Source organism: Spirosoma koreense, from assembly GCF_054777875.1.
Genome location: NZ_BAAHAC010000022.1, coordinates 2,563,890 through 2,589,761, shown reverse-complemented (window position 1 = coordinate 2,589,761; position 25,872 = coordinate 2,563,890). Strand labels below are relative to the sequence as shown.

Annotated in this window: 16 protein-coding genes; 6 read left to right on the top strand and 10 right to left on the bottom strand. The window is 55.4% G+C overall.

Going from position 1 to position 25,872, the window contains the following annotated elements; genetic code table 11:
* Positions 1 to 146 precede the first annotated feature (146 nt).
* The 4 genes from ACYVC2_RS24230 to ACYVC2_RS24215 all read left to right on the top strand — a co-directional run bounded on the left by ACYVC2_RS24230 (position 147) and on the right by ACYVC2_RS24215 (position 4,819).
* A complete protein-coding gene (locus ACYVC2_RS24230; protein WP_461106617.1) occupies positions 147 to 1,766 on the top strand; it encodes a Na+/H+ antiporter in 1,620 nt (539 codons plus the stop codon).
* Between the two features lie 118 nt (positions 1,767 to 1,884).
* On the top strand, positions 1,885 to 2,094 hold the full coding sequence (locus ACYVC2_RS24225) for a hypothetical protein (protein WP_461106615.1): 210 nt from the start codon (positions 1,885 to 1,887) through the stop codon (positions 2,092 to 2,094).
* A 181-nt stretch (positions 2,095 to 2,275) separates the two neighbouring features.
* On the top strand, positions 2,276 to 4,018 hold the full coding sequence (locus ACYVC2_RS24220; RefSeq protein WP_461106613.1) for an ATP-binding protein: 1,743 nt from the start codon (positions 2,276 to 2,278) through the stop codon (positions 4,016 to 4,018).
* A 135-nt stretch (positions 4,019 to 4,153) separates the two neighbouring features.
* Positions 4,154 to 4,819, top strand: coding sequence for a TetR/AcrR family transcriptional regulator (locus ACYVC2_RS24215; protein ID WP_461106611.1), 666 nt, complete (start codon positions 4,154 to 4,156; stop codon positions 4,817 to 4,819).
* Positions 4,820 to 4,874: 55 nt separating this feature from the next.
* On the opposite strand, the gene ACYVC2_RS24210 is transcribed toward ACYVC2_RS24215, so the two are convergent.
* Positions 4,875 to 8,252: a right-handed parallel beta-helix repeat-containing protein gene (locus tag ACYVC2_RS24210; RefSeq protein WP_461106609.1), complete on the bottom strand. Its 3,378-nt coding sequence runs from the start codon at positions 8,250 to 8,252 to the stop codon at positions 4,875 to 4,877.
* 313 nt (positions 8,253 to 8,565) lie between these two features.
* Positions 8,566 to 8,886 carry a hypothetical protein gene (locus tag ACYVC2_RS24205; RefSeq protein WP_461106607.1) on the bottom strand — a complete coding sequence of 107 codons (321 nt, stop codon included), beginning with the start codon at positions 8,884 to 8,886 and terminating at the stop codon, positions 8,566 to 8,568.
* 565 nt (positions 8,887 to 9,451) lie between these two features.
* Here ACYVC2_RS24205 and ACYVC2_RS24200 point away from each other — a divergent pair.
* A complete protein-coding gene (locus ACYVC2_RS24200) occupies positions 9,452 to 9,706 on the top strand; it encodes a hypothetical protein (RefSeq protein ID WP_461106605.1) in 255 nt (84 codons plus the stop codon).
* Here the strand turns inward: ACYVC2_RS24200 and ACYVC2_RS24195 are convergent.
* From ACYVC2_RS24195 to ACYVC2_RS24185, 3 genes are all read right to left on the bottom strand, one after another.
* Positions 9,666 to 9,947, bottom strand: a complete 282-nt coding sequence (locus ACYVC2_RS24195; RefSeq protein WP_461106603.1) for a hypothetical protein — start codon at positions 9,945 to 9,947, stop codon at positions 9,666 to 9,668. The genes ACYVC2_RS24200 and ACYVC2_RS24195 overlap by 41 nt on opposite strands.
* Positions 9,948 to 9,968: 21 nt before the next feature.
* Positions 9,969 to 10,427 carry a response regulator gene (locus ACYVC2_RS24190; RefSeq protein ID WP_461106601.1) on the bottom strand — a complete coding sequence of 153 codons (459 nt, stop codon included), beginning with the start codon at positions 10,425 to 10,427 and terminating at the stop codon, positions 9,969 to 9,971.
* 96 nt (positions 10,428 to 10,523) lie between these two features.
* On the bottom strand, positions 10,524 to 10,970 hold the full coding sequence (locus ACYVC2_RS24185; RefSeq protein WP_461106599.1) for a response regulator: 447 nt from the start codon (positions 10,968 to 10,970) through the stop codon (positions 10,524 to 10,526).
* Positions 10,971 to 11,524: 554 nt separating this feature from the next.
* On the opposite strand from ACYVC2_RS24185, the gene ACYVC2_RS24180 reads away from it, so the two are divergent.
* Entirely contained in the window at positions 11,525 to 18,265 is a 6,741-nt protein-coding gene (locus ACYVC2_RS24180) for a lamin tail domain-containing protein (RefSeq protein ID WP_461106597.1), read from the top strand.
* Between the two features lie 148 nt (positions 18,266 to 18,413).
* On the opposite strand, the gene ACYVC2_RS24175 is transcribed toward ACYVC2_RS24180, so the two are convergent.
* The 5 genes from ACYVC2_RS24175 to ACYVC2_RS24155 all read right to left on the bottom strand — a co-directional run bounded on the left by ACYVC2_RS24175 (position 18,414) and on the right by ACYVC2_RS24155 (position 25,749).
* Entirely contained in the window at positions 18,414 to 19,175 is a 762-nt protein-coding gene (locus ACYVC2_RS24175; protein WP_461106595.1) for a nuclear transport factor 2 family protein, read from the bottom strand.
* Positions 19,176 to 19,369: 194 nt separating this feature from the next.
* Positions 19,370 to 20,239 carry a helix-turn-helix domain-containing protein gene (locus ACYVC2_RS24170; protein WP_461106593.1) on the bottom strand — a complete coding sequence of 290 codons (870 nt, stop codon included), beginning with the start codon at positions 20,237 to 20,239 and terminating at the stop codon, positions 19,370 to 19,372.
* 213 nt (positions 20,240 to 20,452) lie between these two features.
* The gene (locus ACYVC2_RS24165) at positions 20,453 to 21,532 is read right to left on the bottom strand and encodes a phytase (RefSeq protein WP_461106591.1); all 1,080 of its coding nucleotides are present in this window, start codon (positions 21,530 to 21,532) and stop codon (positions 20,453 to 20,455) included.
* A 95-nt stretch (positions 21,533 to 21,627) separates the two neighbouring features.
* On the bottom strand, positions 21,628 to 22,902 hold the full coding sequence (locus ACYVC2_RS24160) for a right-handed parallel beta-helix repeat-containing protein (protein WP_461106588.1): 1,275 nt from the start codon (positions 22,900 to 22,902) through the stop codon (positions 21,628 to 21,630).
* A 63-nt stretch (positions 22,903 to 22,965) separates the two neighbouring features.
* Positions 22,966 to 25,749: a TonB-dependent receptor gene (locus tag ACYVC2_RS24155; RefSeq protein ID WP_461106586.1), complete on the bottom strand. Its 2,784-nt coding sequence runs from the start codon at positions 25,747 to 25,749 to the stop codon at positions 22,966 to 22,968.
* Positions 25,750 to 25,872: the final 123 nt, after the last annotated feature.

Genomic DNA, 25,872 nt, shown 5'->3' with positions numbered 1-25,872 from the left:
AGCGACGAATTTGTACAACGATTAATAGCCACCCGGCAGCGCGTTTCCGACAAAACAGACCCGGATCGATAACAGGCAGGTTCATAAGTAGTTTACCAATAAGCGTCAGTAAAGACAAAGCCTCCACCACTACTTCAGATCGTCTTATGTCCGGAAACCTGCACAATCTCATTCTGCTTTGTTTAGGATTGACTTTTAGTGTTTCGCTGCTGGTTGTTGTTGCCCAGAAAATAAAGATTGCTTACCCGGTGTTTCTGGTGCTGGCGGGCGCAGTCATCAGCTTTGTGCCGATGATTCCGGCCATTCACATCGACCCCGAACTGGTTTTTGTGGTTATACTCCCGCCCGTTCTGTTCGATGCCGCCATCAACATGTCGTTGAAGGCACTGTGGAAATGGCGACGCATTATTAGCGTCATGGCTTTTGGGTACGTCCTGTTTACGGCTACGGCGGTAGCCCTGGTCAGTTACTGGCTCATTCCTGGGTTTACGCTGGCGCAGGGGTTTCTGCTGGGGGCCATTATTTCGCCCCCCGACGCTTCGGCTGCCGTGGCCGTCCTGAAGTTCACGCGGCTTCCCAAAGGGGTTATTTCCATTCTCGAAGGAGAGAGTCTGCTGAACGACGCGACCAGCCTGACCCTGTTCCGGTTTGCGCTGGCGGCTATCACTACCCATCATTTCGTCTGGCATGAAGCCGTAACGGGTTTTGCGCTCGTCGTGGTATCGGGCATAGGAATCGGTCTGGCGTTTGGGCTGTTATCCTACGCTATCTATAAATGGCTACCCACCAACGCGAACCTGGACGTTGCCTTTTCCATCGTGCTGCCCTACCTGATGTACCTCACGGCCGAAGCGGTGCATTCATCCGGTGTGCTGGCGGTGGTCAGTGGCGGCTTACTGACTGCCTACCAGATGCACTTTGTCATCTCCCACCAGTCCCGGCTGAAATCAGCTGCTCTGTGGTCATCAGTGGTGTTCATTTTAAACGCCATCGTTTTCTTTCTGATCGGTCTGCAATTACCGGAGATCATCAAGGCACTCAAAGACATTCCGCTGACTACGGCCTTTACATACGCCCTGATCATTACGCTGGTAGTCATCGTGATCCGGCTGCTATCGGGGTTTATGAGTTCGTTTTTCACCCAGTTCATCAGCCGGTACATTACGGTGGCACAACGGCAGCCGGGCTGGCGAAATCCGGTTATTATCAGTTGGATGGGCATGCGGGGAGTCGTCTCGCTGGCTTCCGCGCTGGCCATCCCCCTGCTGCTACCCGGTGGTCAGCCTTTTCCGCACCGCAGCCTTTTTCTGTTCATCACGTTCGTGGTCATCATCGTTACGCTGGTGGGCCAGGGGCTTACCCTGCCCTGGCTTATCCGATGGGTTAAACCCGAAGGGCTACCCGACACGAAATCAGACGATCAGCAACGGCTGGAGATCGAACTGGAGCTGTACCATGTTGCTTTTAAAGAGCTGAATTCGGGCTATCAGCAGGACATCCAGACCAATTCGCTGCTACAGTACCGCCATGAATTCCTGAAGCATAAGCTGGAATTGCTCCAGGAAGCCAACAGCGACGACGGAACCCGAAAACGAGCGATCGAGCTGATTGCCCATTTTCAGCAGATCATGATGAACATAACCGAGCAGGAACGCACCAAGCTGCATTCGTTCCGAAAACGGGACGGCTACGACGACGATGTGATCCGCGCCATCGAACACCGGCTCGACCTGGAAGAAGAACAGCTTCAGGAAGACAGCGAATAAGCCCGGAGCAGGTCGACATGCCTGGTTTCCGGTTTCTCATGCCATAAAGTTTAACCCCTTTATAACCTTATGGCCTTTTTTTCACTTAATGAAAAGGTTAGCCGCAACGTAAATGTCTATGAACACGAAATCAGATTCACCCGAAGAACAGGCCACGAACCAGGCCGATACCCAGCCGACACCGGATGCTCCTGAGTACCCTGACCCAACCGATGGCATTGCCCTGCACATCGAGGAACTCAAACAAAATCTGGAGACAATCCACGAGCAAACCGGGGTCGACCCGAATCTTCTTCCAGAGATCGAACCCGAAGAAGACGCCCAATAACGAATACCCGGCCATGGCCGGGTATCGTTTTATAGTACCATTCGGTAAGCCCACGATAAATTTTGAGCCAATTAAATTATTTTAATCAGCCATCGCAACCAGAGGAAAGAATTCGGCGTATATATTGCACAGCTAGTCTATCTAGTTCATCAACAAAGATTACTACAATTGCTTTTTTTGAATGGCAAAAGCCAAGTCTACTGTCCGTCTGGAGCGACAGAAACTGATCGACTATCTGTTTAACCGGCGGGAAACGCTACTCGCCAGATGGCACGACCAATGCCTTCAGGACAGCCGATTAAGGGATAAATCCAGCCTCCTTTCAACGGAGTTCAACAACCATATGGCGGGCCTGCTCATGCTGCTGAAGCAGGGTCAGGATGGTCAAGCCGATAAATCAAGCGCTTTCAATCTGGGAACCGAGTACGGCATTCACCGCTGGCAGCATAGCTATTCGATTACCGAGCTACTGGCCGAGCTGGATTACCTGCACGAAATCTTACTCGACGAACTAGTCGTATATCAGCAGGAACATCTCAGCAGCGGAGCAGACGTACTCCTGGCCATTCACCGGCTTATTGATACGCTCTGGAGTCAGGTCATTCGGGGCAGTGTACTTTATTACGACCGGCTGCGGCAGGCGGCTGCTGCCAAACAGGCCAGCCATATGCAACTGGCGCTGGATGAACTTCAGCAGCTCAATACGCAGCGCAACCAGCACCTACGACACAGTTCGCACGATCTGTTGTCGAGTTTTGGCATCCTGGCCGGAGCCGCCAGTCTGCTCGAGCTGCCCCGCACGAAAAAAGAACGAACGGAGTTGGTAACGATGCTGAACCGCAACCTTGCCTCGCTCCAGGCCATGCTGGGTCAGCTCACGGATTTTGCGCGCCTGGAAGCGGGGCAGGAAACCCTCGACCTCGACTGGATCGACGTGACTCCTGTGCTTCAGGAGGTGATGCTCTCTACCCAGCCGCTGGCTCAGGAACGTAAGCTAACGCTGCTGAGCGAAGGGACGCCGACACTCTGGGCGAGCAGCGACGCCGTGAAGCTTCAGCGGATTCTGCAAAATCTTCTCCATAATGCGCTCAAATACACCCACGCGGGTGGGGTCTATGTATCCTGGCAGCAGGAGAGCGACACGCACTGGACACTCAGCGTGCGGGATACCGGGCCGGGCTTTCCGGCTGACAGTTCGACGGCCTGGCTGGCCGATCAGCTGCGGCCGCAGGACTCGTCTGACCCGGATCATCCACCGACACATGCGGCTGAAAACCAACCGGCAGAACAGCCAGTCAGACCTTTGGACAGCCGTGTCAAAAAACGAGACGGATTAGGGTTGTTCATCGTAAAAATGCTGTGTGAGCTGCTCAAGGCGAGTCTGGGCATCGATAGTCCGGCCGGGCAGGGCACCCTCATCCGGATTCGTTTTCCTATTCACCAGACGGCTGCCGATCGGGTCACTCACCCCATCCTGACGCTCGCTACGAACCCGACACAACAGTCTACCGTTCAGCGCCTGCGCCTATTGATTGCCGGAGGCAGCCCGGCGGATCAGACGCTGATTATCGATCGACTGAAAAACAGCCGTCCCGAACCACACATTCTGGGTACGACTTCCGCCGAACAGACCATGTCGTATCTGCGCTCCCTGACGGTGCTGCCCCAGTTGTTGCTGCTGACCCTGCGGGATCCCAGAGCGAACTGGCACCTGCTCCAGGAACTGCACACCCACTACCCCCAGTTGCTGCTCATTGTGATCAGCCCGAATCAGGAACCCGCTATCGTCAGCCAGGTTTATTCGCTGGGAGCCTACGCCTTTATTAGCCGCCCCTTCGACGATAACGCCTGGCAGCAGAAGCTCGACCACCTGGCACTATACTGGTATCGATTGGCGGGCTCCCCAATAGCTCTAGGTCGCTAACCCCTTTTTCCGGACCCAAAATTGAAACTTTATCAGGAATTACATAAATAATTAATTAACCTATATTGCTAAATGTATATTAAATGAATTATTGTTTAGCTTGTTTAAGAATTTATTAACGTTTTGAAAGTTACGATGGAAAAAAATAAACGCAATCGGGCTGCGACTACGCAACGTATCGTCGATGCGCTGGAAAAAATCCTGAATGAAGACGGGCTGAAGGGCGTCAACATCAATGCCGTTGCCGAAAAGGCGGCCGTTAGTAAAGTACTTGTGTACCGTTATTTTGGCAGTACCGAAGGTCTGCTGGAGTATTACCTGCGCATGGGTCGCCTGATTCCCCGTTACACGACCGATGGTATCGAGCAGATACGCCCAACCGAAGCCCGCGAGCTGGCTACTGTCTGGTCGGGGCATGCCCTGCAGTTGTTTCGGCAAATCCGTTCATCCCGGGCGGCCCGGGCCATTCTGAAAGCCTCCGTTCAGGAGCAGGACCCGCTGGCCGACACCGTCAGCCGGTTGCAGGATGAAGAAATGACGTATCTGGTTAGCCAGCTGGCTTTTGTCAATGGAGCCGATTTTCAGGCTGCTTCGGCCGTGATCATGGGCGCGCTGTCGTACCTGACGATCCAGGCTCAGTTCGACCGGCCCGTCATCGGCATCGATCTGCGGAGTGAAGAAGGCTGGCTTCGTATCGAGGAAATGATCAAATCCTTTTACAAATCGTTCAACCAGACCGTTCTGGAATCGCCAGCCAGTCAGCTCCACCTGAAGCCGGCCAGCCATACGACTACCTGGTAACCCGCCACGGATGGCGCGCCTACCCGTTATTCAGACGCGCCCGATCAGGGACATTTTATCGGCTTCTCACCCGGATCTCTACCTGATCGTCTTCCCCATTCATATAACCGTTTCCCGGGGTCGAATCGGGGTCAGGCGTGTTCGATGCGCTGATTTGCGCCCGGTTTATCCAGTCGCCCGGCGTGGTCAGACGAACCTGAAAAGAAACAGTCCGCGTGGTCCCGGCCGCTACGGTTCCCAGCGTTGTCGTAAGCAGGCGTCCGTTTCCCGCCCAGCCCGCTGCCTCGACCAGCTCGACCCCATCGGGCAGCTGATTTTCCACTTGAACCGCATCCGCGGCTCGCCCCCCGTCGTTGGTCACATACAGCGTATAAGTTATGGGTTGCCCCAGGCTGGCGGTAAGCTGGTCCGCTATCAGGCGTATGCTCAGATCGGCCTGATCCGGGTTAGCGGGCGGCTGACTGGAAACGACAGTGGGCAGGCTCCGCTGGTTCGGATTCGGCGACTCATAAACGGGCATCGCTGGCCCGTCGACCCGAAACTCGACCGTTGCGGCATCATCCTCGCCGTCGGCAGTGCCTGAATTCGGGCGGCTGTCGGGGTCGGGCGAGGTGGCAGTTGTCAGTTGAGCCGCCGTCCGGAACAGCCCCATCGACGTCGGTCGAACCCGAAAGGTAAAGACTGTATCGGCCATCGGTGCCAGTTGCGACACCGTTCCCGTCAGGACCCGGTCGCCATATACCTGTCCATCGTCCTGCACGATATCCAGATTTGCCGGTAAGCGGTAGGTCCACCGCGCCAGTGCCGCCGGGGTCGCGCTCTGATTACGGACCTCAAGCCGCAGCTCGGTCGGTTCGTTCACCTGCAGCACCCGTCTGGCCGTTTGCAGCGACAGACTCAGGTCGGCATAAGCCACCGGCAGGGTATCCCGCAGCAACACGATCGAACTAAATGGCCGCAACGTAACCGATTGACGGTAGGGTTTGTTGTTGACATCCCGATAAGCCCCCGTCAGGGTCACGACACTGTCTTTCAGGGTTGGGTTATAGAACAGCCGGATAAATTCATCCGGGTTATTTCGGATCGGCACATCTTCCTGCAGGCGAATGTTGTCCAGCCAGAAGGTAGGGCCTTCCCCATCGATCTGAAACATGGCCACCGGATCGACCCCATCGGCCGAAGCGACAAACGGCAGTTCGTAGCTGGTGCGGCTGGGGCTCAGGCTGACAGTATACCGCCGGTCGTAGTTGGTGTATGGCGGTCCGTAGCTTCGGAGATAGACCAGAATATCGACGTTGACGGAAGCCACCGCGTCGAACCGCAGCACGTAGGTTTTTCCTTTGATGAGCGTACCGAACCGCCGGATTGCCTGCGTGTAGGCATCTTTTCTCCCGGCCGGATTCGTGAACGAAATACGCAGGCTGTTGCCGTCGAGCTTGTTGGTCTGGTCGAGTACGGCTTCGCCATTGTTGTAGTTGCTGTAAATAATGTACCAGCCATCCAGATCCGTGTCGAAGGTACTGCTGATGCGGCTCGTTCCGCCACCGCCTTCATTTTTAAACTGCTTATAGGTCAGCGGACTGACTTTCGAATGGCTATCGAATCCCTTTGAAAAACGGGTCCAGTCGGCGAGGGTATACAGGCTTCCCTGGTTGGCATTGATCACCCCCAGAATGGTAGCGCCTTCGTCGAACGGCCGGGCATAATAATTGCTGTCGATGGTGCCAAACTGCGGCAGATCATCCGTATACGATTCGTACTGGGCGGTTCCCTGCGTGGGCAGCTTACTCATGAAAATGTTCCGCTTGAACACGTTGTTCCGCAGCAGGCAGACGTTTCCGTTGGGATAAACCGAAAACTGACTGACTCCATTGTCGAAGGAAGTATTGTCTACAAACGTAATGTTACTGACCGCGTGCAGAAAAACGCCCCACTGAATGTTATTGAACACGGTGTTGTTGCGAATCTCTACATTCTCGACACAATCGTCCATGAAGATGCCGTTCGCACCCGAATATTCGCGTCGATACGATCCTTCGGGCGCGCCGACTCCGTTATAAATGATGTTGGAGACGATTCTGATATTGGTCATGGCGGCTTTAAGGCCATTCCAGGCGTAGATCGCGCCCCCGTCGCTTTTGGTCATGCAATAATTCGAAATGACGTTCTGCTGGATGAGGGTGTTGTTTCCAAAGGTGAGGCCGTTGTAGCCCACGCTGTCGATGCGGTTCTGTTCGATCAGCACGTTTGCATTGGCGGTCGACTGAAACCCGTTATATTGACCGTCGCCCCCTTTTCCGCGGCCGGGCCAGACGCCCACCCGCCGTAAACTATTACCTCTAAACGTAACATTCTGGTAAGGGTCGATCCGGACGCCGTTGTTATTGACCTCGACAATGGTGTTGGCTTCCAGCACCAGATTCGAACCGCTTCCTTTGATAACGACCCCATCCTCGCCGGAGTTGGAAATCTCGCTGTTGGTTACGGTGAAACTCGATACATTGGTAGCCGACAGGGTTTCGTTGAGCGCCTGGGTGATGTGCAGGTTGCGCAGAATCACATACGACACGCCGGTGGCGTCGACTCCGCGGCTCTGTACCGTAGCCGCAATACGCTGGCTGTTGGGATTGGCCTGATCACTATATAGCCGGATAAGCTTATTTGCTGCGTCGTAATACCATTCGCCGTTCTGGTCGAGCGTGGCTGGGTGGTTCTGGATGAAATAGCCCCAGCCATCGCCGGGGGTGTACGTCGAATTATTGGCGTAATTGGCCAGGTTCAGGGTGTTGCCCGACTGCTGGGTAATGGTTGCCCGATCGATGATCCACTGCGTGGGCCGCATCACGGCTTCTCCGCCCCGCCAGTTGATGCCGCCGGGCAAATTCTCCTGACTAACAATCTGATTCTGACCGTTATGTGATGCGATTGTCAGGTAACCTCTGTTACTGGCATTGAGGTTCGGATAGCGGCCTAACGGCAGCGCGGTTTCGTCGCGGTATACCCCCGTCACCGAACTACCGCAGGTCTGGCAGGCAGCCTGCCAGACGTTGCCTCCGATATTTGTCCAGTTCGTCAGCAGCACCGAAGCCGCCAGCGTAGGGCTGGAGCCACTGTCATAGGCTTCGTAGACAATGGGCCGGCCGGCTGCGCCCGACTGCCGCACAAGCAGGGTGCCGCGGAAGGTATCTCCCCGCCGAAACCGGACCACGTCGCCGGGCTGCAGGGCCAGTTGATTCACTTTCGTCAGGCTCTGAAATGGCGTGCCGGGGGCCGTGCCTGCGTTCTGGTCATTTCCCGTATTGGCTACGTAATAGGTCGTCTGACTAAAAACGGGAAAACAGTTTAAGACCAGGACTAATCGAAAAACGTTGAGCAACAACGCTTTATGCCACAGGACATTGGTAAGCGGTTGTCTTATAAGGAAGCGGTACATAATTCGGTTACACTGCCTCCTTTATTTGCCTATGGTAGCAGTCCTATTAAAACTTATTTATATTCGTAACGATAAAGAGTTAACAAGCTAATTTATCCCCATATAGTTTGAACTTGACTCCACCATTTCCTGACTTTATACTAAAAACGTCTATATATTTATTTTTAGGTAGTCTATTTCAGTTATTAAAAAAACAATCGACGCAGGGCTTCGTCAACAGTAATGACATATAAACGCCAGACAGCCCGGCTTCCTGCCGACTACAAGCGTAGCCAGTAGAAAAACCGGGCTGTCGGCCCAGGCCTTTACCTGCTCAGGATAACATCGATACGGCCAGATTGGTCTGATACTGCAGCCGCTCGAAGGCCAGCGCATAGGGTGTTCGGGATAAACTGTCCCAGCCGGCATAATCGTAATGCTGCTGCAACTGATTCAATTCAGCCTTGGTGAAGTTGGCCAGAATCGTAAATGCCAGACAATACGGCCGGGCCGAGGGGGTAAGATCTCTCAATCGGCGGGTTAGCTTTTTAATGTGCTGGTAGCTCTTCAGCAGTGGGCCCGGCCCCTGCTCATGCAGCAGTTGCTGGACACGGTCGTTTTCAGCCAGAATCTGGCTAATTAAGGTAAGATTCATCGTTAATAGGGATAAAGTTCAGTACTTATCCCTGTAACATGGATTGGCTCTGTTTTCGTATACGAAAAGTTAACAGAAATCCGAAAACCTATTGAATGCGCACGCCCAGAGGCTTATACAGACAAAAGCCTGAGCAAGTGCCCAGGCCCTGTTCCCGTCAAATTAGTATCTCTAATTTACACAGATGAATCGACTAACAAATCAAAATCAGCCAAAAAATTTCTGACGTCAATGCCCCCAACCAAACGCTATCTTTATTTAGGTGACCGACTGACCGATCCGGCGTTGAAAGGCCAATTCTGCACGGCCGTACTACAGGAGAATGGGACATGTATTCGCGGTAGAAACGGCGGCTTTCTCGTTCTGTTTGCCAATGGACGAATGGCTGTAGTCATTGGTCGGTTGCTACGAAAAAGACCCCTCGCGGATGAATGATAAAACCCTCGATCTGGTGTTGTATTGCCGCTGGATTCTCAGCCTCAGGGCACCGGATGCTCACTAAAAACCGGAAAACAAACCTATTGTGAAGGGAAGGGTTACAGCGGTACCAATTTAGCCCATACTCATGGATGTTTCGAGCCGTCTGACCATTGTGCTGCTTAGGCAACATTTGTCGATGCTAACCGATTACTTACAGGTCGCCCAGCAGCGACTGAATCGACACGAGTCGACTTTAGATCCGGTCATCATTCAGGAAGCCCAATACCTCAGTCGGCTTCTGAACCAGCAAATCGAACAGCTTCAGCAGGAACTGCTTATAGCGAGACAGGTAAATTCCGTTAAAAATGGGGCAGGTTTCCTGTTTGAAATTGCTGAATGATCTCTTGTCCGGACAGGTCTTCCTGAATAACCTTCTGCCCATCGTGCTCCAGTTCCAGCACGTAGCCGGTTTCGGGAGTTGGCCCGTTCGTAATCTGAAAGGAAATGTGCGCCTGATCCAGGTGAAAAAGCCCACTGATGGCATAGCCGTCGAAGGCATACCCGTCGATTTTGCCCCGCCCGTTCAGAATCGAACGACCTGCCTCATACGTCTCGTTGAGGTAATTGAAAATTTCATCCATGCATTGGCGCTGGCTAATAGGTCAGTTTCTTTTCAACATATCGATGGGGGGCAGCGGAGGAGGTGGCAACAGGATGGTCTCATGCCAGTACGCTTTCAACAACTGCACATATTCGCGCCAGCTTTCCAGCGAGTCGGGCTTACGGGTATAGGCCACGGCACCAGTATCATAGGCTTCCTGAACCTGATCATCTTCGGCCGACACGGAGAACATAATGATTGGCACCTGCCCCTTAAAGTGCGTGCGAAGCTGAGGCAATAAGGCCAACCCATCCATGGGCTGCTTGAAATCGATATCCAGCAGAATCAGGCGCGGCCAGTCTACTTCGCCACTGCCCAGGTAAGCCATCGTTTGTTCTGGCGAACTGATGTGCATAAAGTTGGCCTGGGGAAAATTCTGCTGGGCAACCCGTTCTAATAAATCAACGGTGGGCTGATCGTCGTCAATGACTAAAATCTCAAAAGGTACGTCTTTATTCATAGAATTATCTGTGACTGATACAAGGTGCCACTTCATACGGGCACATGCAAAACTGTTTGTGCTGAAAAGAGTTTGATCGTTTCGGCAAAACGTGCCTTATGGCTCGGTGACCCGCCAGCTACGCACCTGAGGAATGGTTACCGTTTTATACCAGTACGAGCGTAGCTGCCCGACATATTCTTTCCAGTCGGCATAACTAAAAGGCTTGGTCGTAAAGGCATTGGCACCCCGTTCGTAGGCTTCTTTAGCCTTACTTTGCAGGCGACTGGCCGATAGCACGATCACGGGTATCAACTGGCCGTAAGGTTGTTGGCGAAGTAGGGATAAGAAATCGAAGCCTGTCAGCGCCGACTGCAGGTCAATGTCGAGCAAAACTAATCGAAAAACTTCTTTGTCGGCACTCTGCAGAAAGGAAGCCGCTTCTTCGAAATTACTGGCGTGGAAAATATGGGCTTCAGGAAAAACACTCTCGGCAGCCCGACGAATAATATCGGCAATGGTCGAATCATCGTCGACAAGCAAAATAGGAAACGAAACAGACATAAGTAGCCACCGTGTAGGGACCAATACCCTACCTGCATTTACACGGCAAATTATCAATAATTTTCTCCCTAAACGGTTTGAACGAAAAGATGTTGGGGGTTTTGGAAAATTTAATTGAAGCAGCCCTTCGGCCTATCGCCATTCACTGGTTATGCTTCTCGCCATCCGGCCGGTTCACCAACTTTCCATCGCGTGGCCTACCGTAGCGAATCTCCCAAATTTGTCGTTCAGCTCGTCAGCGGTCCTGCCTGTTTCCACAATGCTGGCCAGGCTACCTTGTCCGGCCAGCTGATCTGGTAAATAGACGACTCGTTTTTTTACCCAATCAGCTTGACATACCATAACCTACTTGACCAAATGGTTACTTTTTTTACACTTTAAATTTTCATTTTTTCAATTACGTTTACCTTTTTAAGTCCGGAACACTTACCGTAGTTTCAGTGCCGGTTTAATGTAAATTAACTGTTTACGCCCCCCTTCAGAACATAATATTGCCTTAACCCCTGCGCGGGAGGGTCGCCGTAGCTTTGCAAGAAGAACTACCCGATTCTTCTATGAAACAATGTATACAGCCACCGCTCGCCCGATGGCTCCTGGGATGCTTTATCCTTCTGTTAGGCAATGGTTTACTCCTGCCAGTCTGGGCGCAAACAAATCCGACTCCTTTCGACCTGTCCACAGAACCGTATAGTTTCACCGCCTGGCCGTCGACTTCAGCAGCTGGTACTTACCCGAGCAGCATGGTGTATGCCACTGCTTCAGCGTCGCCAGGCAGTGCAACCGTTACGGCTTCCGGCGATTATGGCTGTGCCTACAACCTGAGTAGCCGTTCGCGCATACTCGGCCGGAATGACCTCGGCGTCAGCTTTATCAATACCTCCAGCGGCCAGAATGCGACCTGCTCAGCTGCAGGCTCCACTTACCCACTCGGTGCCGTGTTAGCCCTAAATACATCCAACCGGTCGAGCATAGCGGTCAGTTGGACAGCCGGAACCATAACGCCAGGCGATGGTAACGGCACGGCTGCCAATCCAAGGGTCTGGGGCTTACAGCTTCAGTACCGTATCGGCACCACAGGGGCTTTCACCAACCTGGCCGGTGGCCTATACACTTCGTCTACTACCGCCGGAAGCGCCCAAAATTTCAGTTCCCTCGCCCTTCCGTCAGTCCTCAACAATTTACCCGTTGTTCAACTGCGCTGGGTATATTATGAAATGGCGCCGGGCAATGGTGGAACCCGTCCCGAAATTCGTCTGGATGAGGTGAACGTTACCTCACAGCCGGTCCAGGTATTACCCACCCTGACCGCCAACCCTACCGCCCTGACCGGCTTTACGGCTACCCAGGGGACGGCTTCGGCTACGCAGGCGTACACGCTCAGTGGCAGTAATCTGGCCGGTGACGTAGCGGTATCGGCCCCCGCGGGTTCGGAAATCAGCACGGATGGCGCGTCTTTCAGCACGACGGCGACCTTCACGCCCACCAGCGGAACCCTCAGCCAGCCCTTATTCGCCCGGCTATCGGCCGGCGCGCCGGCGGGTTCCTTCAACGGTACGATCACGCACACCTCCAGCGGCACGCTGGTCGCGAATGTCGCTCTGAGCGGCACTGTTTCAACGCCCGCGGCCGGCCAGATCGAGATTACGGAGTATATGTACAATGGCTCGGAATACATCGAGCTGACCAACATTGGCAACGCACCGGTTGACATGACCGGCTGGAGTTTTGACGACAGTTCGCGCCAGCCCGGCTCGTTCCCCATCGGCAGTCTGGGTGTGGTAGCGCCCGGCGAGTCAGTCCTTATTTCGGAGTCGTCGGCGGCTGCTTTCCGGACCAACTGGTTTCTGCCCGTTACGGTCAAAGTGGTGGGAGGCAACACCAACAACCTGGGCGGCAGCGACGAGATCAATATTTACGACAACAATAACAACCTGATCGATCGGCTCACCTACAGCAGCGGTGGCAACCCAACAGCCAACGGAGTTAGCGCTTATCCGACCGTTACCAACCTCAGCTCGACGACGGCGGCTACCTGGCAGTTGTCGGCCGTGGGCGATGCGCAGAACACCTACACCTCGGTCGATGGCAACATCGGTAACCCCGGTGGCTACAACATCCCGCTGAACCGGGTGCTGGTCCGGGAATCGCTCAACAGCACTACGGTGGTGGAAGGGGGCGCTACAGACACGTATACCGTTGCGCTGAACAGTGCCCCTTCGGCCGACGTGACCATCGCCATCAACAGCCCCGGTAGCCCCCTCAACGTAGCGCCGGCCTCGCTGCTCTTTACCCCGGCCAACTACAGTACCGCCCAGACCGTGACCGTTTCGGCTACTGACGACGCAACGGTGCAGGGCACCCGTTCGGTAACCGTAACCCAGAACGCGACCAGTACCGATGCGGCTTACAATGGTATAGCGGTGAATCCGGTTACCGTACAGCTCAGCGATCCACCAGCCACTCAGCCGGTGAGCATCAGCGCGACCAGTAACGGGCCGTTTGTCAGTCTGCCGATTAATGGTCCGGCGTACGTGGGCGGGGTGATCGACGACCCCACAGACCCAGCCAGCACCGCCGGGCTCAATTTCGCCCTCAGCGCAATTGCCGACCTGACCGTCACCGCCAGCAGCAGCAACACAGCGGTCGTACCAAATGCCAACCTCGTGCTGAGCGGCACCGATGCGAACCGTACCCTGAAAATTACCCCAACCGATGTCGGTTACGCAACCATCACCCTGGCGGCCAGCAGCAGCAGTGCCGTCGGCACGTACATCATTAATTATGCAGCATCGGCGGCCTCGGTCGTATCTGCCAGCTCACGTTTTCATACGGGCGTGAGCGATGCTTCGACGGCCATTCCCATCGACGCCAACTACATGCTGGTAGGCGATGATGAAAACCAGACGATCCGGCTCTACGACCGCACCAAATCGGGACTGCCACTCAACAGCTTCGACTTCAATTCGGCACTGGGCTTATCCGGTAACGGGGAAGTGGATATCGAAGCGTCGACCCGAACCGGCAACACCATTTACTGGCTCGGCTCGCATTCGGAAGGCGGAGCCTCCAACCGACAGCGCATCTTCAGTACGACTGTCAATGGCTCCGGCGCGGCTACGACCCTGACCTTCGGCGGCTACTACGCGTCGCTGCGGACCGACCTGGTGAACTGGGATACCAGCAACGGTCACGGCCTGGGCGCCGGTGCCTTAGGACTCACGGGCAGTGCGGCAACGGGCGTCGATCCGGAAACGCCCGCGGGTTTCAACATCGAAGGCTTTACCCTGGGGCCCGATGGTACGACGGGCTATGTGGGCTTCCGGGCGCCCCTCCAGTCGACCACCGACCGCACGAAAGCGCTGATCATTCCCATCACGAACCTGGCCACCCTGGTTTCGGGGACACCCGCCAGCGGTCCGGCAACATTCGGCGTCCCTATTTTCCTGGATCTGGGTGGACGCAGCATTCGCAGCATCGAACGGAATGCCAACAACGAATACATCATCATCGGCGGCCCAATCGGTTCGTCGACCACGTTTGCGCTGTTCACCTGGACCGGCAATCCGGCCGATGCGCCCGTACTACGGAACGCCGACCTGACCGGTCTCAGCACCGGTGGTAGCTTCGAGACGATTGTTGAGGTACCAACTGGCCTGACCGATACCACACCCATTCAACTGGTAACAGATAACGGCAGCACGGTCTGGTATGCCGACGGCACCGCGTCGAAAGACCTGTCTCAGAACAACTTCCAGAAGTTCCGTAGCGACGTCGTACTCCTCGGTGCTGCAATGGCCTCTACCCTGACGGCCAACCCGACGACGCTGAGCAGTCTGACAGCGACCCAGGGAACGCCCTCGGTGGCCCAGTCGTACACGCTCTCGGCGAGCAACCTGACGAGCCTCATTACGGTAACCGCTCCAACCGGCGTGGCGGTCAGCTCGGATAACGTTACATTCGCTTCGTCGCTGACGCTGGCTCAGTCGACAACGTCAGCACTCGTGTATGCCCGGCTGACGGGAGCGGCTGTCGGTGCGGTCACCGGCACCATCATCAACCTCAGCGGGTCGGCCAGCACCAGCGTAACCGTAACAGGTACGGTCAGTGCCTCGACGACCCCCAGTGGACCAGTCTACCACAATCTGGCCACCGGTGTTTTCCAGCAGGACTGGACGAATGCGGACCTGATTACGACCAACGATACCTGGACCAACGTACCGAGCCTCATCGGCTACCGGGGCGACGACCTGACAACCAGCACCGGCACCGATCCGCAAACGATCGTCGCCGACGGATCGACTACGCCGGTCAATGTCCTGGCCAATCAGACAAACCCCAACACGCTCACGTCGGGCGGTATCGCAGAGTTTGCGATCACGAATCCAACCGTGGCGCTTCAGGGGTCGGGTACGGCCGATGCTCCTCACCTGGTGGTGTTTCTGAACACGACGGGGGTGACCAGCGCCACGGTAGCTTACAACCTGCGTGATATCGACGGTAGCACCGACAACGCCGTTCAGCCAGTGGCGCTTCAGTATCGGGTAGGCACCACCGGGAATTACACCAACATCCCGGCCGCTTTCGTTGCCGACGCAACTACCGGCCCCAGTGCGGCCACGCTCGTTACACCCGTCAGCATCACCTTACCCGTGGCGGCTCTCAACCAGCCGCAGGTGCAGTTGCGGATCATCACGACCAATGCCGTTGGCAACGACGAGTGGGTCGGTGTAGACGATCTGGTGATTACCGGGTCGACAACGGGCACGACGCCCCCCACCCTGTCGGCTACGCCAACAACCCTGGCGGGCGCGCAGGGACCAGCATACCTGGCCGGTAGCGGTCCAGCCAGCGTGAGCCTGGCCGTCAGCGGCAGCAACCTCGATCCGGCGAGCGGCACCGTTACCGTAACGACCTCCAATGCCACGGTCTTCGCCGTTTCGAGCGATAATGTTAGCTTCGGAGCCTCGGCAACTCTTCCCTACAGCAACTCGGCGCTGACCAGCGTACCGGTTTATGTGCAGTTGGTGGCCGGACAAAGCATCGGCAACTATACCGGAACGATCACCCTGACGGGCGGTGGCACGGTGCTGAACGTACCGGTCAGCGGTACGGTGCTGAGCAACGGCGGGGTGACCCGTATCCACGACATCCAGGGTACTACGCACATCTCCTCACTGCGTAACCAGGCGGTCAGCAACGTACCGGGTATCGTGACGGCCGTGAAAAACAACGGCTTCTACATGCAGGAAGCGGATGCCAATGTCGACAACAACGACGCTACCTCGGAAGGGATTCTGGTCTTCACCAGTTCGGCGCCAACGGTGGCCGTAGGCGATGCGGTAACGGTGAGCGGTACGGTGACCGAATTCCGCACCAACAGCAATAACGCCAGCAACCTGACCGTCACGGAAATCACCGGCCCGACCGTCACCCGCCTGTCGGTCAATAACCCGCTGCCCTCGGTGACTATTCTGGGCACTGGCGGCCGTAGCATTCCTGCCTCGGTTATCGAAGATGACGTCGTGGGCGGTAACATCGAAACGGGCACCAGCACCTTCGATCCGGCAACCGACGGCATCGACTTCTACGAAAGCCTGGAAGGCATGCGGGTCCAGATCAACAGTCCCGTAACGGTTAGCCCCTCGGAAACCAACGGGTCGGTTTGGCTGCTGGCCGACGATGGCGCGAATGCCACCGGGCGTACGGCCCGCGGAGGGATTCTGATCTCGCCCAACGATTTCAACCCCGAGCGCATTCAGATTTTCGGCGGCCTGGCCAGCCTGACCTCACTGGCCAACCTGAACGTAGGGACGAAGCTGAGCACGATCGTCGGGATTGTCGATTATTTCGATAATTACGAAGTGCTGCCCATCGCGACACCTACCGTGACGATGCCTTCGTCGCTGACCAAAGAAGAAACCGCGCTGAATCCGACAATGAGTCAACTGACCGTGGCGACTTTCAACGTCGAAAACCTGGCGCCCACCGATGGAGCCACGAAATTCAACAACCTGGCCAGCCGCATTGTCAATAACCTCAAATCGCCGGATATCATCACGCTGGAAGAAATCCAGGATAACAATGGTACCGGAACGAGCGGTGTGGTCGATGCCAGCACGACCTACCAGATGCTGATCAATGCGGTGGCCTCGGCCGGTGGACCAACCTACCAGTACCGCCAGATCGATCCGGTCTTTGGGCAGGATGGGGGCGCGCCGGGCGGTAATATCCGGCAGGGTTTCTTCTTCAACCCGAATCGGGTCAGTTTTGTGGATCGTCCCGGTGGCACGTCGACCTCCGCCACTACGGTGGCCAACGTAGCGGGTGTGCCCCAGCTTTCGTACAGCCCAGGGCGTATCGACCCGACCAATTCGGCCTGGACCAGCAGCCGCAAACCGCTGGTCGGGGAGTTTACCTTCAACGGCCAGACCGTGTTCGTGATCGGGAATCACTTCAATTCCAAAGGGGGCGACCAGCCGCTGTACGGCCCGAACCAGCCACCCGTGCTCAGCAGCGAGACCCAGCGGGTACAGCAGGCCTCCATCGTGCGTAACTTCGTCAGTAGTATCCTGGCCATCGAACCGGATGCCAACGTAGTGGTACTGGGCGATCTGAACGATTTCCAGTTCTCGACTCCGCTGACGATTCTCAAAGGCAGTGGTCCCTCCTCGCTGACTACGCTGGTGGAAACGCTGGCTCCGAACGAGCAGTACACGTATAATTTCGACGGCAATGCGCAGGTGCTGGACCACATCCTGGTCAGCAGCGGCCTGCATCAGCGGCTGGATGGCTACGACGTGGTACACATCAATTCGGAATTTGCCGATCAGGACAGCGACCACGATCCGAGTGTCGCCCGCTTCAATCTGGTGCCTACCCCCGACCTGACGGCGGTGATGTACGCCCGCCCTTCGACGGTAACGGGCTCGACCGACGTAACGACCGTGATCGATGTGTTTGAGATCAACTCGGTGCCCACCAGCGGACCGATTACCCTGCGAATCAGCAAAGACGCCAACCTCGACCTGAACTTCGACGCGAGCCAGACGACGATTGGGGGCCGGGCGGTACAGAACGGTGCCTGGAGTTTCAGCGGACCTGCCGGTGGATTTTATACGCTGACCAGCTCGCAGATTATTCCCGCCGGGGGAAGCCTGTCGGTCGGTCTGACCGGCGTATTGAATCCGGCGCAGACGACCGGCATCCTGAGCCTGAGTGCAACGGTGATCGGCGGGGGCGAACTCCAGGCGGACAACAATACCGATGCCGACAAGATCGAGTATTTTCAGCAGTAAGGTCCAGCCGTCAACGCGGCTGGTTTGTTTACAAAAACGCCCGACTTAGCCTAAGTCGGGCGTTTTTTTGCGGTTCTTTCTATGGTTCCCGGGCTATCGGCGTTTATTCGGCAGGGTTGCCATCGTAGGAAGGGTCACGCTTTTTCGTTTAAAATTTGCCGTTGCTATTCTTCCAGTCCGATGATGCCGGAATGGTTTCGATCGTATCCCAATGTTCGGCAATCCGGCCATTTTCTACCCGGAAGAGATCATAAAACGAAGTAGGCTTTCCACCAAACGTGCCCTCACTCTGGACCAGTACGAAGTTGCCTTCCCCGAGCACCCGATGAATCGTATCGTATTTCATGGTGACTCCCTGCTTCGCCATAGCTTCCAGCGCTTTGCCCAAACCAGACAGCCCATCGCCAATCTGCGGATTGTGCTGAATGTACTGGTCCCCGTCGATATAGCCCGCCAGCTTCTCCAGGCGACCATTGACCAGGATGTCTTCTACAAACTGCCGAACCAGTCTTTTGCTGGCTTCGGTTTCAGCAGCATCCGTGGCCAGCGTCGGGCCATCGATCATGCTATGCCCACTGGGATTAGCCGTGGCGGGTTTCTCCTGTAAGTTATCCCAGTGCTCGACAATCTGGTCCTTCTCGAAACGGAACACGTCGAAGCCGATTTTGGGGCCAAAGAAATCGTAATCGGTATGGGCGAAAACGAACTCGCCATCGGCAAAAACCCGTACGGTGTTTACTTTAGCGGAACCTGTGGGCAACTGCCCGAGCAGAGCGCCAAAGCCAGCCAGACCATCGGCGACACCGAGGTTGTGCTGTATGTACTTACCGGGGTTGATGACCGCTACCGGCCCGGATTCACCCGTTTCAATGCTTTTCAACAAAGCCGTTACCTGATCTTTTCTGTTCATGATTTCTATTTTTTTACTGGAATGAATCAGGCGCTCCGCAAGACCAACCACTCGTGTCAGCGACAAGATGCGATGAAATAATACCCTCGCAAATAGCTACTTGAGAGCCCCCTTTCGACCAAACAAAGGTCATACCCTGCGCTGTCGAAAGAAAGATAGAAAGGCGTGAAAGAATGATCAGAATGCGAAACACCTTACCCCACAAACGGCTTTCGAAAATCGGCGGGCGTCTGGCCAACCTGCTGACGGAAGAAGCGGGAAAAGTTGGTAGGCTCCTCGAAGCCGAGCGCAAAGCCAATTTCTTTAATGGATTGACTGGTGTATACAAGCAGGCGCCTGGCTTCCAGCAGAAGCCGTTCTTCGAGGAGTTGCTTGGGGGTTTTACCGACCGATTGAGCGACGGCCTGCTGAAGCCGCCGTTCGGTGATACCCATTTGCCGGGCGTACTGACGGACGGACCGGTGGCTGATGAACTGCTGTTCCAACAGCTCGGTGAACCGAAGGGTGTGCGCCAGATGAGGACCCTTACTGATTTCGGTGAATCCTTGCCGACGGCGCTCCCGATCCGCCAGCAGGAGTAAATTGTGGAGTAGATTCCGGAGCACGGCTGCGTGCACGGGGTCAGGGGGTGCCGCCAGTTCATCCCGTAGCTGGTGAAGAATAGAGACAAGATCCGTCCGGGTCTGATTCAGTTGAACCGTAGGGATGTCCAGCAGATCGTGAAACAAAACGGTACTGTGTAAAAACTGAGCATCAAGCGCATTTTTTACGAAAAACGCATCCGTGAACAGCAGCACCCAGCCGTCGTAATCGCCCGTCTGATCGAAGAAATGAACCCGATTTCGGTTGACAAACAAGAGCGTATCAGGCTGAATGGCAATGGGAATAAAATCGACGGTATGCACCGGTGTACCCCGGGTGAACCAAAAGACGTGGTAGAAATCAGCCCGGTGAGGCTGAATCACGTTGGACTGATGCTGGCGAAACAGGGCCGAAATAGGTACCAGCTCGATCTCGGCGGGCAAGCCGGGCTTAAATTCATAAGTCCTGATCGAATTGGGCATGAGTTGGGAAATCCGTTTTTAGGGGCATCGAAGCCCGGCCGGTTGGAGGCTCCTATCGCCAAAATTAACGGATTATGCCTAATCCCGACCGGTTATGCTTTTATCTGACAACTCTACTGGAATCTGTTTCAGCTTTTCCTAGAAGCCGTAAGCCATGCCACAGTTTTGAACCGTGGCATGGCTTAACGTACTTCACATGAAAGTCCTAACTACTTATTTCAAATCCTTGCCGGCAATGTCTTCCCAGCGGTAGTAGTGAAACGTTTTTCCTTCGGACATAGTCACGAACAGTCCGTGCGGAAATTGCTTTCCCAAAGCTACGTTCGTCACCTCAGAGCCGTCGCTGACCTGCGCGGCCACTTTCACGATTTTCAGCAGTTTGTGCTCGTTAGGACGGCCCGATTCGCCTTCCCGCCGGAAAATGTGGAACTGGTTGGCGCCCTGATCCGACACCAGAATAAAACCCGTTTTAGGACCGGTCTTATAAATCGAAATGCCTTCGTGATCTTCGGCAAAGCCCGTTTTGGCAAACAACGCCAGTTCCTGAGACCCTTTTTCGGGATCGGCGTAGTATTTGCGCACCCCTACCCCTTCGTCGGAGTAATACACGTAGCCGAGTTCGTTATCTACCGCAATGGATTCGATTTCTTTTCGGCCGCTGTACGTACCGAACTTACGCACTAACGTCGCTTTCACCTGGCCCGCGCCGTTGTCGTCAAGCCGATATTGGCCAATGTAGGAACCGTCCGTCGGGCCGGATTTGCGCCCGACCATGGCGTAGAGAACGCCCGACCGGAACTTGTACAGTGCAATACCCATCAGGTCGCGGAAGCCCTCGCCGGTATCGCCCACGAACATATCCAGCCCACCGTTATCAACCGGTTTCATGTCGGGCAGGGAGAAGACCCGCAGCTTGTGCGTAAACCGTTCGGTCGTGACAGCAATGTCGGTCGGTCTACCACTGAGCGACATGCCGTAGGCTACATCGACGTTGTTCGGGCGCTTGAGATCATGAACTTCCTTCACGATTTTTCCTTTCAGATCGAAGACATAAAGGCCACCATCCTGATCTTTGTCGGTGCCGATGACCAGGCTTTTGGCAGGGTCGACGGGGTTGATCCAGATCGCCGGATCGTCGGTATCATGCCGGACGGTATCGGTAATGTAAACCGGCCGAACGACGGCGGTTTTTTCGCCCGCTGGTGCTGTCGACTGGGCTTTGTCGGGCTGGCAGGATACCAGCAGCAGAAAGCCAGCCAGTATCGGATAAGTCGACGTTGCGGAATGAATCATCAGTTTCTTATAGAGCTTGTTTCGGTACTGTACCGATCATCCCGGTTGGGCGTGTCACTTACATCCACCCGACCGGGACGGTCGGTATTACACACTTAATTCGTACCGAACGCGCCAATCGTGGTCGACGGGGCCGGTGATTTATAGACCGTACCGTTGGCGAAGGTAATCCCATCGGCATACAGACGGGTGAAGCTCGTGATGCCTTTGCCGACAGCGGGCGAACCACTCTGCAAATGGAAATCCCAGGTCGTGTTGAACGACGCGTTTTTCGAATCGGTCGTAAGTGGGTAGTTGACGAATTTCGGATCGTTATCGCCGACGTTTTTGCTGGTCAGATCATTCGTGCCGGTCAGAATTTCGGTCGACGGCTGGAAGCCCGTTACTCCATCCTGAGTCGCACCGTAGTACAGGTTGTTGCTTACTTTCGAGCGGTTATCTTCCGTAAGTTTCGGATCGCGCTTGATGCCAAACCGGTCGTTGGCCAGTAAGTTATTGTAGAGTTCAGCCCGAACACCCGCTTCTACCCAGATCGATCCCCCTTTGATAGTCGGTCGACGCCAGCCCGCGTTTATAATCGTGTTGTTATAGCCCACAACGTAGGCCTGCGGACTCCGATCGCCCGTATTCGATAGTTTCATGGCGTTGGTATTCGGGCTATACACCAGGTTAAAGGCCACGTCGGCCTGCACACCCGATTTGATGTTGATGGCATCACCACCCGATACGCCCTGTGTGTAGATCTTGTTATTGGCAACAATGACTTTACCGCCTTCGATGTAAAAACCGTCTTCGTTCTGGTTGTTTAGCCGGCTGTTAACGATCACCAGCTTCCCGTTCACGTTGGAATAGTAAATGGCGGGCACGTGGTTCCCGGCGGCCGCTTTGTACAGGCTCGCTTTCACCGACGGCGAACTCTCGGTCGTTACCGCCCCGCCGTATTCGAGGATGGCGTTATCGAGCAGGATTTCGGCCGAACTCGGTGCGGCAATGATCCCTCCCCAAAGATTTCCCCATTGATTGGCCGTGGTTTTCCAGGCGTCCGGCACGGTAAATTTGACCGGATTGGCCGACGTACCCATCACGTACAGATTCCCGCGCACGATCACTTCGGGTTTCACGGTCGAATCACTAAAGAGTACGGTCACCCCCTCCTCAATCACCAGCGACTGGCTGGCGGGAATCTGTAGGTGACCCGTAATTTTGTAGGTACTTCCTTTCGTCCAGGTGCCCGATACGTCGCCCGAAACAGACTCCTTCACAACGGCTGTCGGGGTTGGATTTACGGTTGGGTTGCTGTTGTCGTCGTTTTTGGAACAGCCTGCCAGTAAAGCAGCCGACAAGGCCACCAGCATCATTACTTGTTTCATGGTCATTGATTGGTTATACATTCGTGATTGGCACTTACATCGTTTAGCACCCACAATCCGGGCCTAGAGCTTGTACCGAATTCCCAGCACGTAGGAGCGCTGGTAGTAATCCCGCCGGATCAGGGTCTTCCCCGACAGGTTCTGGTTCGGCACGTCCGTGTTTCGGCTGTTGACGTTGTTGACGAAAATTTCGGTGGGTGTATTCAGCAGGTTGTTCGCCTTGACAAACAGCAGGAATCCCCCGCCTGGATGGGCCCGGCCTGATCTCGCTTTCCCGATCCGTTTCTCCGCCGACGCGTCCATCTGCACGAAACCTTTCTGGTACAGATCGTTATCGACAAACTGCGAGACGGTGTTGATCCGGCCACCAGTATAGCTACCGGCCAGCTGCGCATCCCAGCCGTGCTCGGCGTCTTTGTACAGAATCGACAGGTTCGCCACATGCTCTGACTGCCCAAACAGCGGGCGGGTCTGGTTGACCGTAATGGTTTCCAGATCGCCCTGCTCGTTCCGAATCCGCTTCGACTTAGGCGTGGTAATGCTGGAATTGGTGTAGGTGTAGTTGGCTTTGAGGCCCCACTGCCGGAAGTATTTGATGGCGTCGACCTCCAGCCCGAAGTTGGTGGCGTTCCCGAAATTGCCCGGCCCATAATACAGATCCTGTCCCCGGATCGCGTCTTTCTGCAGCGTGTATTCGATGGGGTCCTGGATGTGCTTATAGAACAGTCCCACCATGAATTGCTCCAGCGGCCGCGGGAAAAACTCATACCGCAGGTCCACATTGTCGGCAATGGCCCGCTTCAGGGCCGGGTTGCCCCGCTCCTGATATTCTTCGTTCACGATGCGGTACGGTACGATCTCAAAAAAGCCAGGCCGATTCAGCGAACGGAAATACGAAAGCCGCCAGTTAGTCTGCTCGTTGGTTCGGTAACGGACGTGCAGGCTCGGCAACAGATCCGTGTAAATCTGGCTACCGGTCGGATTGTCTTCACCAATCGGGAATTTCATGGCGTAACCCTGGTTGGTATGCTCCACCCGAACCCCACCGATAACCTCCAGCGGCTGGCCCGTCGTGTGGAATTGCAGGTAACCCGCAGTGGTCTGCTCACTGGCGTCGTAGTTGAGCGCCGACGCTACCGACCCCAGCGGGTTTTGGATGGTCCAGGCAATCTGGTTGTAGTCGGTGAAATCCGTGCCGTACTGGGCAAAGGGGTTGGCAGGGCGAACGGTGTAATTATTGTAAAAATTCGTCCGCTGCTTGTCGCGGTACAGGCCACCCGCCATCCATTCCACGTCGACACCGGCCAGGGTTGTTTTAAGCGTCAGGTTCAGGTAACCGGCCAGATCCGTGTCGGTGTTGTGTTCCCACCGGCGCTGCCCATCCTGAACGGTAGTTCGCTGCTCCACAAAATTTTTGCGGGTCCCCAGCAGCGGTACATAGGTCTGGTCGGGCACGGCATTCGTAGCCGTCGAGTACACCGCCGACCAGTTGGCGCTCAGGGCCGGGCTGAGCTGATGGGTTCCCTGCAGGGTGCTGTTGTAAATTTTCTGCTGGGTCAGTCGGGAGCGGGTTTCGAAGCCGAGTGTAGCGTTGCCCAGCACCGGGTCGAAGCCCCCAATGCCCAGCTCGGTCGATTTAGTTTCCCGGATCTGCTCGTTGGTCAGGCTGATGAGGCCGTTGAACCACTGAAGTTTGTGCGCTTCATTCAGCCGAAAATCCAGCTTGGCATGCAGCCCGTAGCGCGTTTGCCGCTCCGAATACTGCCGTTCACTTTGTTTGGTCAGGGTTACCCCCCGCAGTGTATCGGCTACGTCACCAGTAAAAAACAGGCTGTTGCTGCCCCTGAACGTGTTCTGCAAACTCCCCGCCAGCATGATCCCAAAGCGCTGGTTGAAGAACCGGCTGCCAATGGCAAAACTACCGAGCAGATTAGGCGGTGGATTATGGCGCGTGTAGGTCGACGAGGCTTTGTTGAAATCGGTGGGTTTGGCGCTGTACTGATTGCCGAACTGCTCGTAAGGCGATTGGGCGTTGATATGTTTCGTATCGAAGCTGATGAACGGACGGTTGAAGAACAGTTCACTGTAGCCCGTTGCCAGATTGGCCAGCACGGTCAGCTGGTTTGGAGCGTCTTTCATCACCATGTTGATAGCCCCACCGACGGCGTCGCCTTCCATGCTTGGTGTCAGCGCCTTGTACACTTCCAGCCGCTCCAGCAGTTCGGCAGGAAAAATGTCGAGCGGCACGTACCGGTAGCGATTATCGGGGCTGGGAATCTTGACGCCGTTGACCAGCGTATAGTTATACCGTTTATCCATCCCGCGCAGTATGGCGTATTGCCCGTCGCCGTTGCTGTTTCGTTCGATCGAGATACCCGACACTCGCTGGATGACGTTGGCAACCGTCAAGTCAGGCGACAGCTCAATGGACCGGCCCGACACGATGTTGGTGACCTGTAGGGCGTTCCGTTCGAGGTCGCGGGCGGTGTGGTCACTGCCGCCGTCGCGTCGGGCTTTCACCGTCACTTCGGTGAGTTGCCGGTCGGTTTCGGTTTCCAGGGGCAAATTCAGGGTAATGATTTGACTGGTATGCTCGATCACGACCTCGCGGCTCAGGGTCTGGTACGACACGTAGCTGACCTGGATTTTGTAGGTTCCGGCGGGGACGTTTCTGATCTGAAAGGAACCATCTAACCCCGACACATTGTAGAATTTGGTATCTTCGAGAACCATCGTGGCCCCCACCACCGGCTGCCCCGTTGCGGCATCGACGGCTCGTCCCCGAATGGTGCCCGCCGATACATTCAGCGTTACGAATAGCCCAAGAAAGAGTAACAGTTGCTTCATCGCGGTTTATCGAATTAAGCACGTCGGACCGTGCGTTCGATTGACAACACAAAGGTGAACGTGCGTCGGGGAACCGGACAAATTTGACCCGTTAGCAAAAAGGCAACAGGGTTCTAAACGACG

Bases quoted from the DNA above. Each gene is read 5' to 3' on its own strand.
- ACYVC2_RS24220 (WP_461106613.1), top strand. From the start codon at position 2,276: ATGGCAAAAGCCAAGTCTACTGTCCGTCTGGAGCGACAGAAACTGATC.
- ACYVC2_RS24190 (WP_461106601.1), bottom strand. From the start codon at position 10,427: ATGAATAAAGACGTACCTTTTGAGATTTTAGTCATTGACGACGATCAG.
- ACYVC2_RS24205 (WP_461106607.1), bottom strand. From the start codon at position 8,886: ATGAATCTTACCTTAATTAGCCAGATTCTGGCTGAAAACGACCGTGTC.
- ACYVC2_RS24215 (WP_461106611.1), top strand. From the start codon at position 4,154: ATGGAAAAAAATAAACGCAATCGGGCTGCGACTACGCAACGTATCGTC.
- ACYVC2_RS24230 (WP_461106617.1), top strand. From the start codon at position 147: ATGTCCGGAAACCTGCACAATCTCATTCTGCTTTGTTTAGGATTGACT.
- ACYVC2_RS24195 (WP_461106603.1), bottom strand. From the start codon at position 9,947: ATGGATGAAATTTTCAATTACCTCAACGAGACGTATGAGGCAGGTCGT.
- ACYVC2_RS24200 (WP_461106605.1), top strand. From the start codon at position 9,452: ATGGATGTTTCGAGCCGTCTGACCATTGTGCTGCTTAGGCAACATTTG.
- ACYVC2_RS24160 (WP_461106588.1), bottom strand. From the start codon at position 22,902: ATGAAACAAGTAATGATGCTGGTGGCCTTGTCGGCTGCTTTACTGGCA.
- ACYVC2_RS24170 (WP_461106593.1), bottom strand. From the start codon at position 20,239: ATGCCCAATTCGATCAGGACTTATGAATTTAAGCCCGGCTTGCCCGCC.
- ACYVC2_RS24165 (WP_461106591.1), bottom strand. From the start codon at position 21,532: ATGATTCATTCCGCAACGTCGACTTATCCGATACTGGCTGGCTTTCTG.
- ACYVC2_RS24155 (WP_461106586.1), bottom strand. From the start codon at position 25,749: ATGAAGCAACTGTTACTCTTTCTTGGGCTATTCGTAACGCTGAATGTA.
- ACYVC2_RS24225 (WP_461106615.1), top strand. From the start codon at position 1,885: ATGAACACGAAATCAGATTCACCCGAAGAACAGGCCACGAACCAGGCC.
- ACYVC2_RS24185 (WP_461106599.1), bottom strand. From the start codon at position 10,970: ATGTCTGTTTCGTTTCCTATTTTGCTTGTCGACGATGATTCGACCATT.
- ACYVC2_RS24210 (WP_461106609.1), bottom strand. From the start codon at position 8,252: ATGTACCGCTTCCTTATAAGACAACCGCTTACCAATGTCCTGTGGCAT.
- ACYVC2_RS24175 (WP_461106595.1), bottom strand. From the start codon at position 19,175: ATGAACAGAAAAGATCAGGTAACGGCTTTGTTGAAAAGCATTGAAACG.
- ACYVC2_RS24180 (WP_461106597.1), top strand. From the start codon at position 11,525: ATGAAACAATGTATACAGCCACCGCTCGCCCGATGGCTCCTGGGATGC.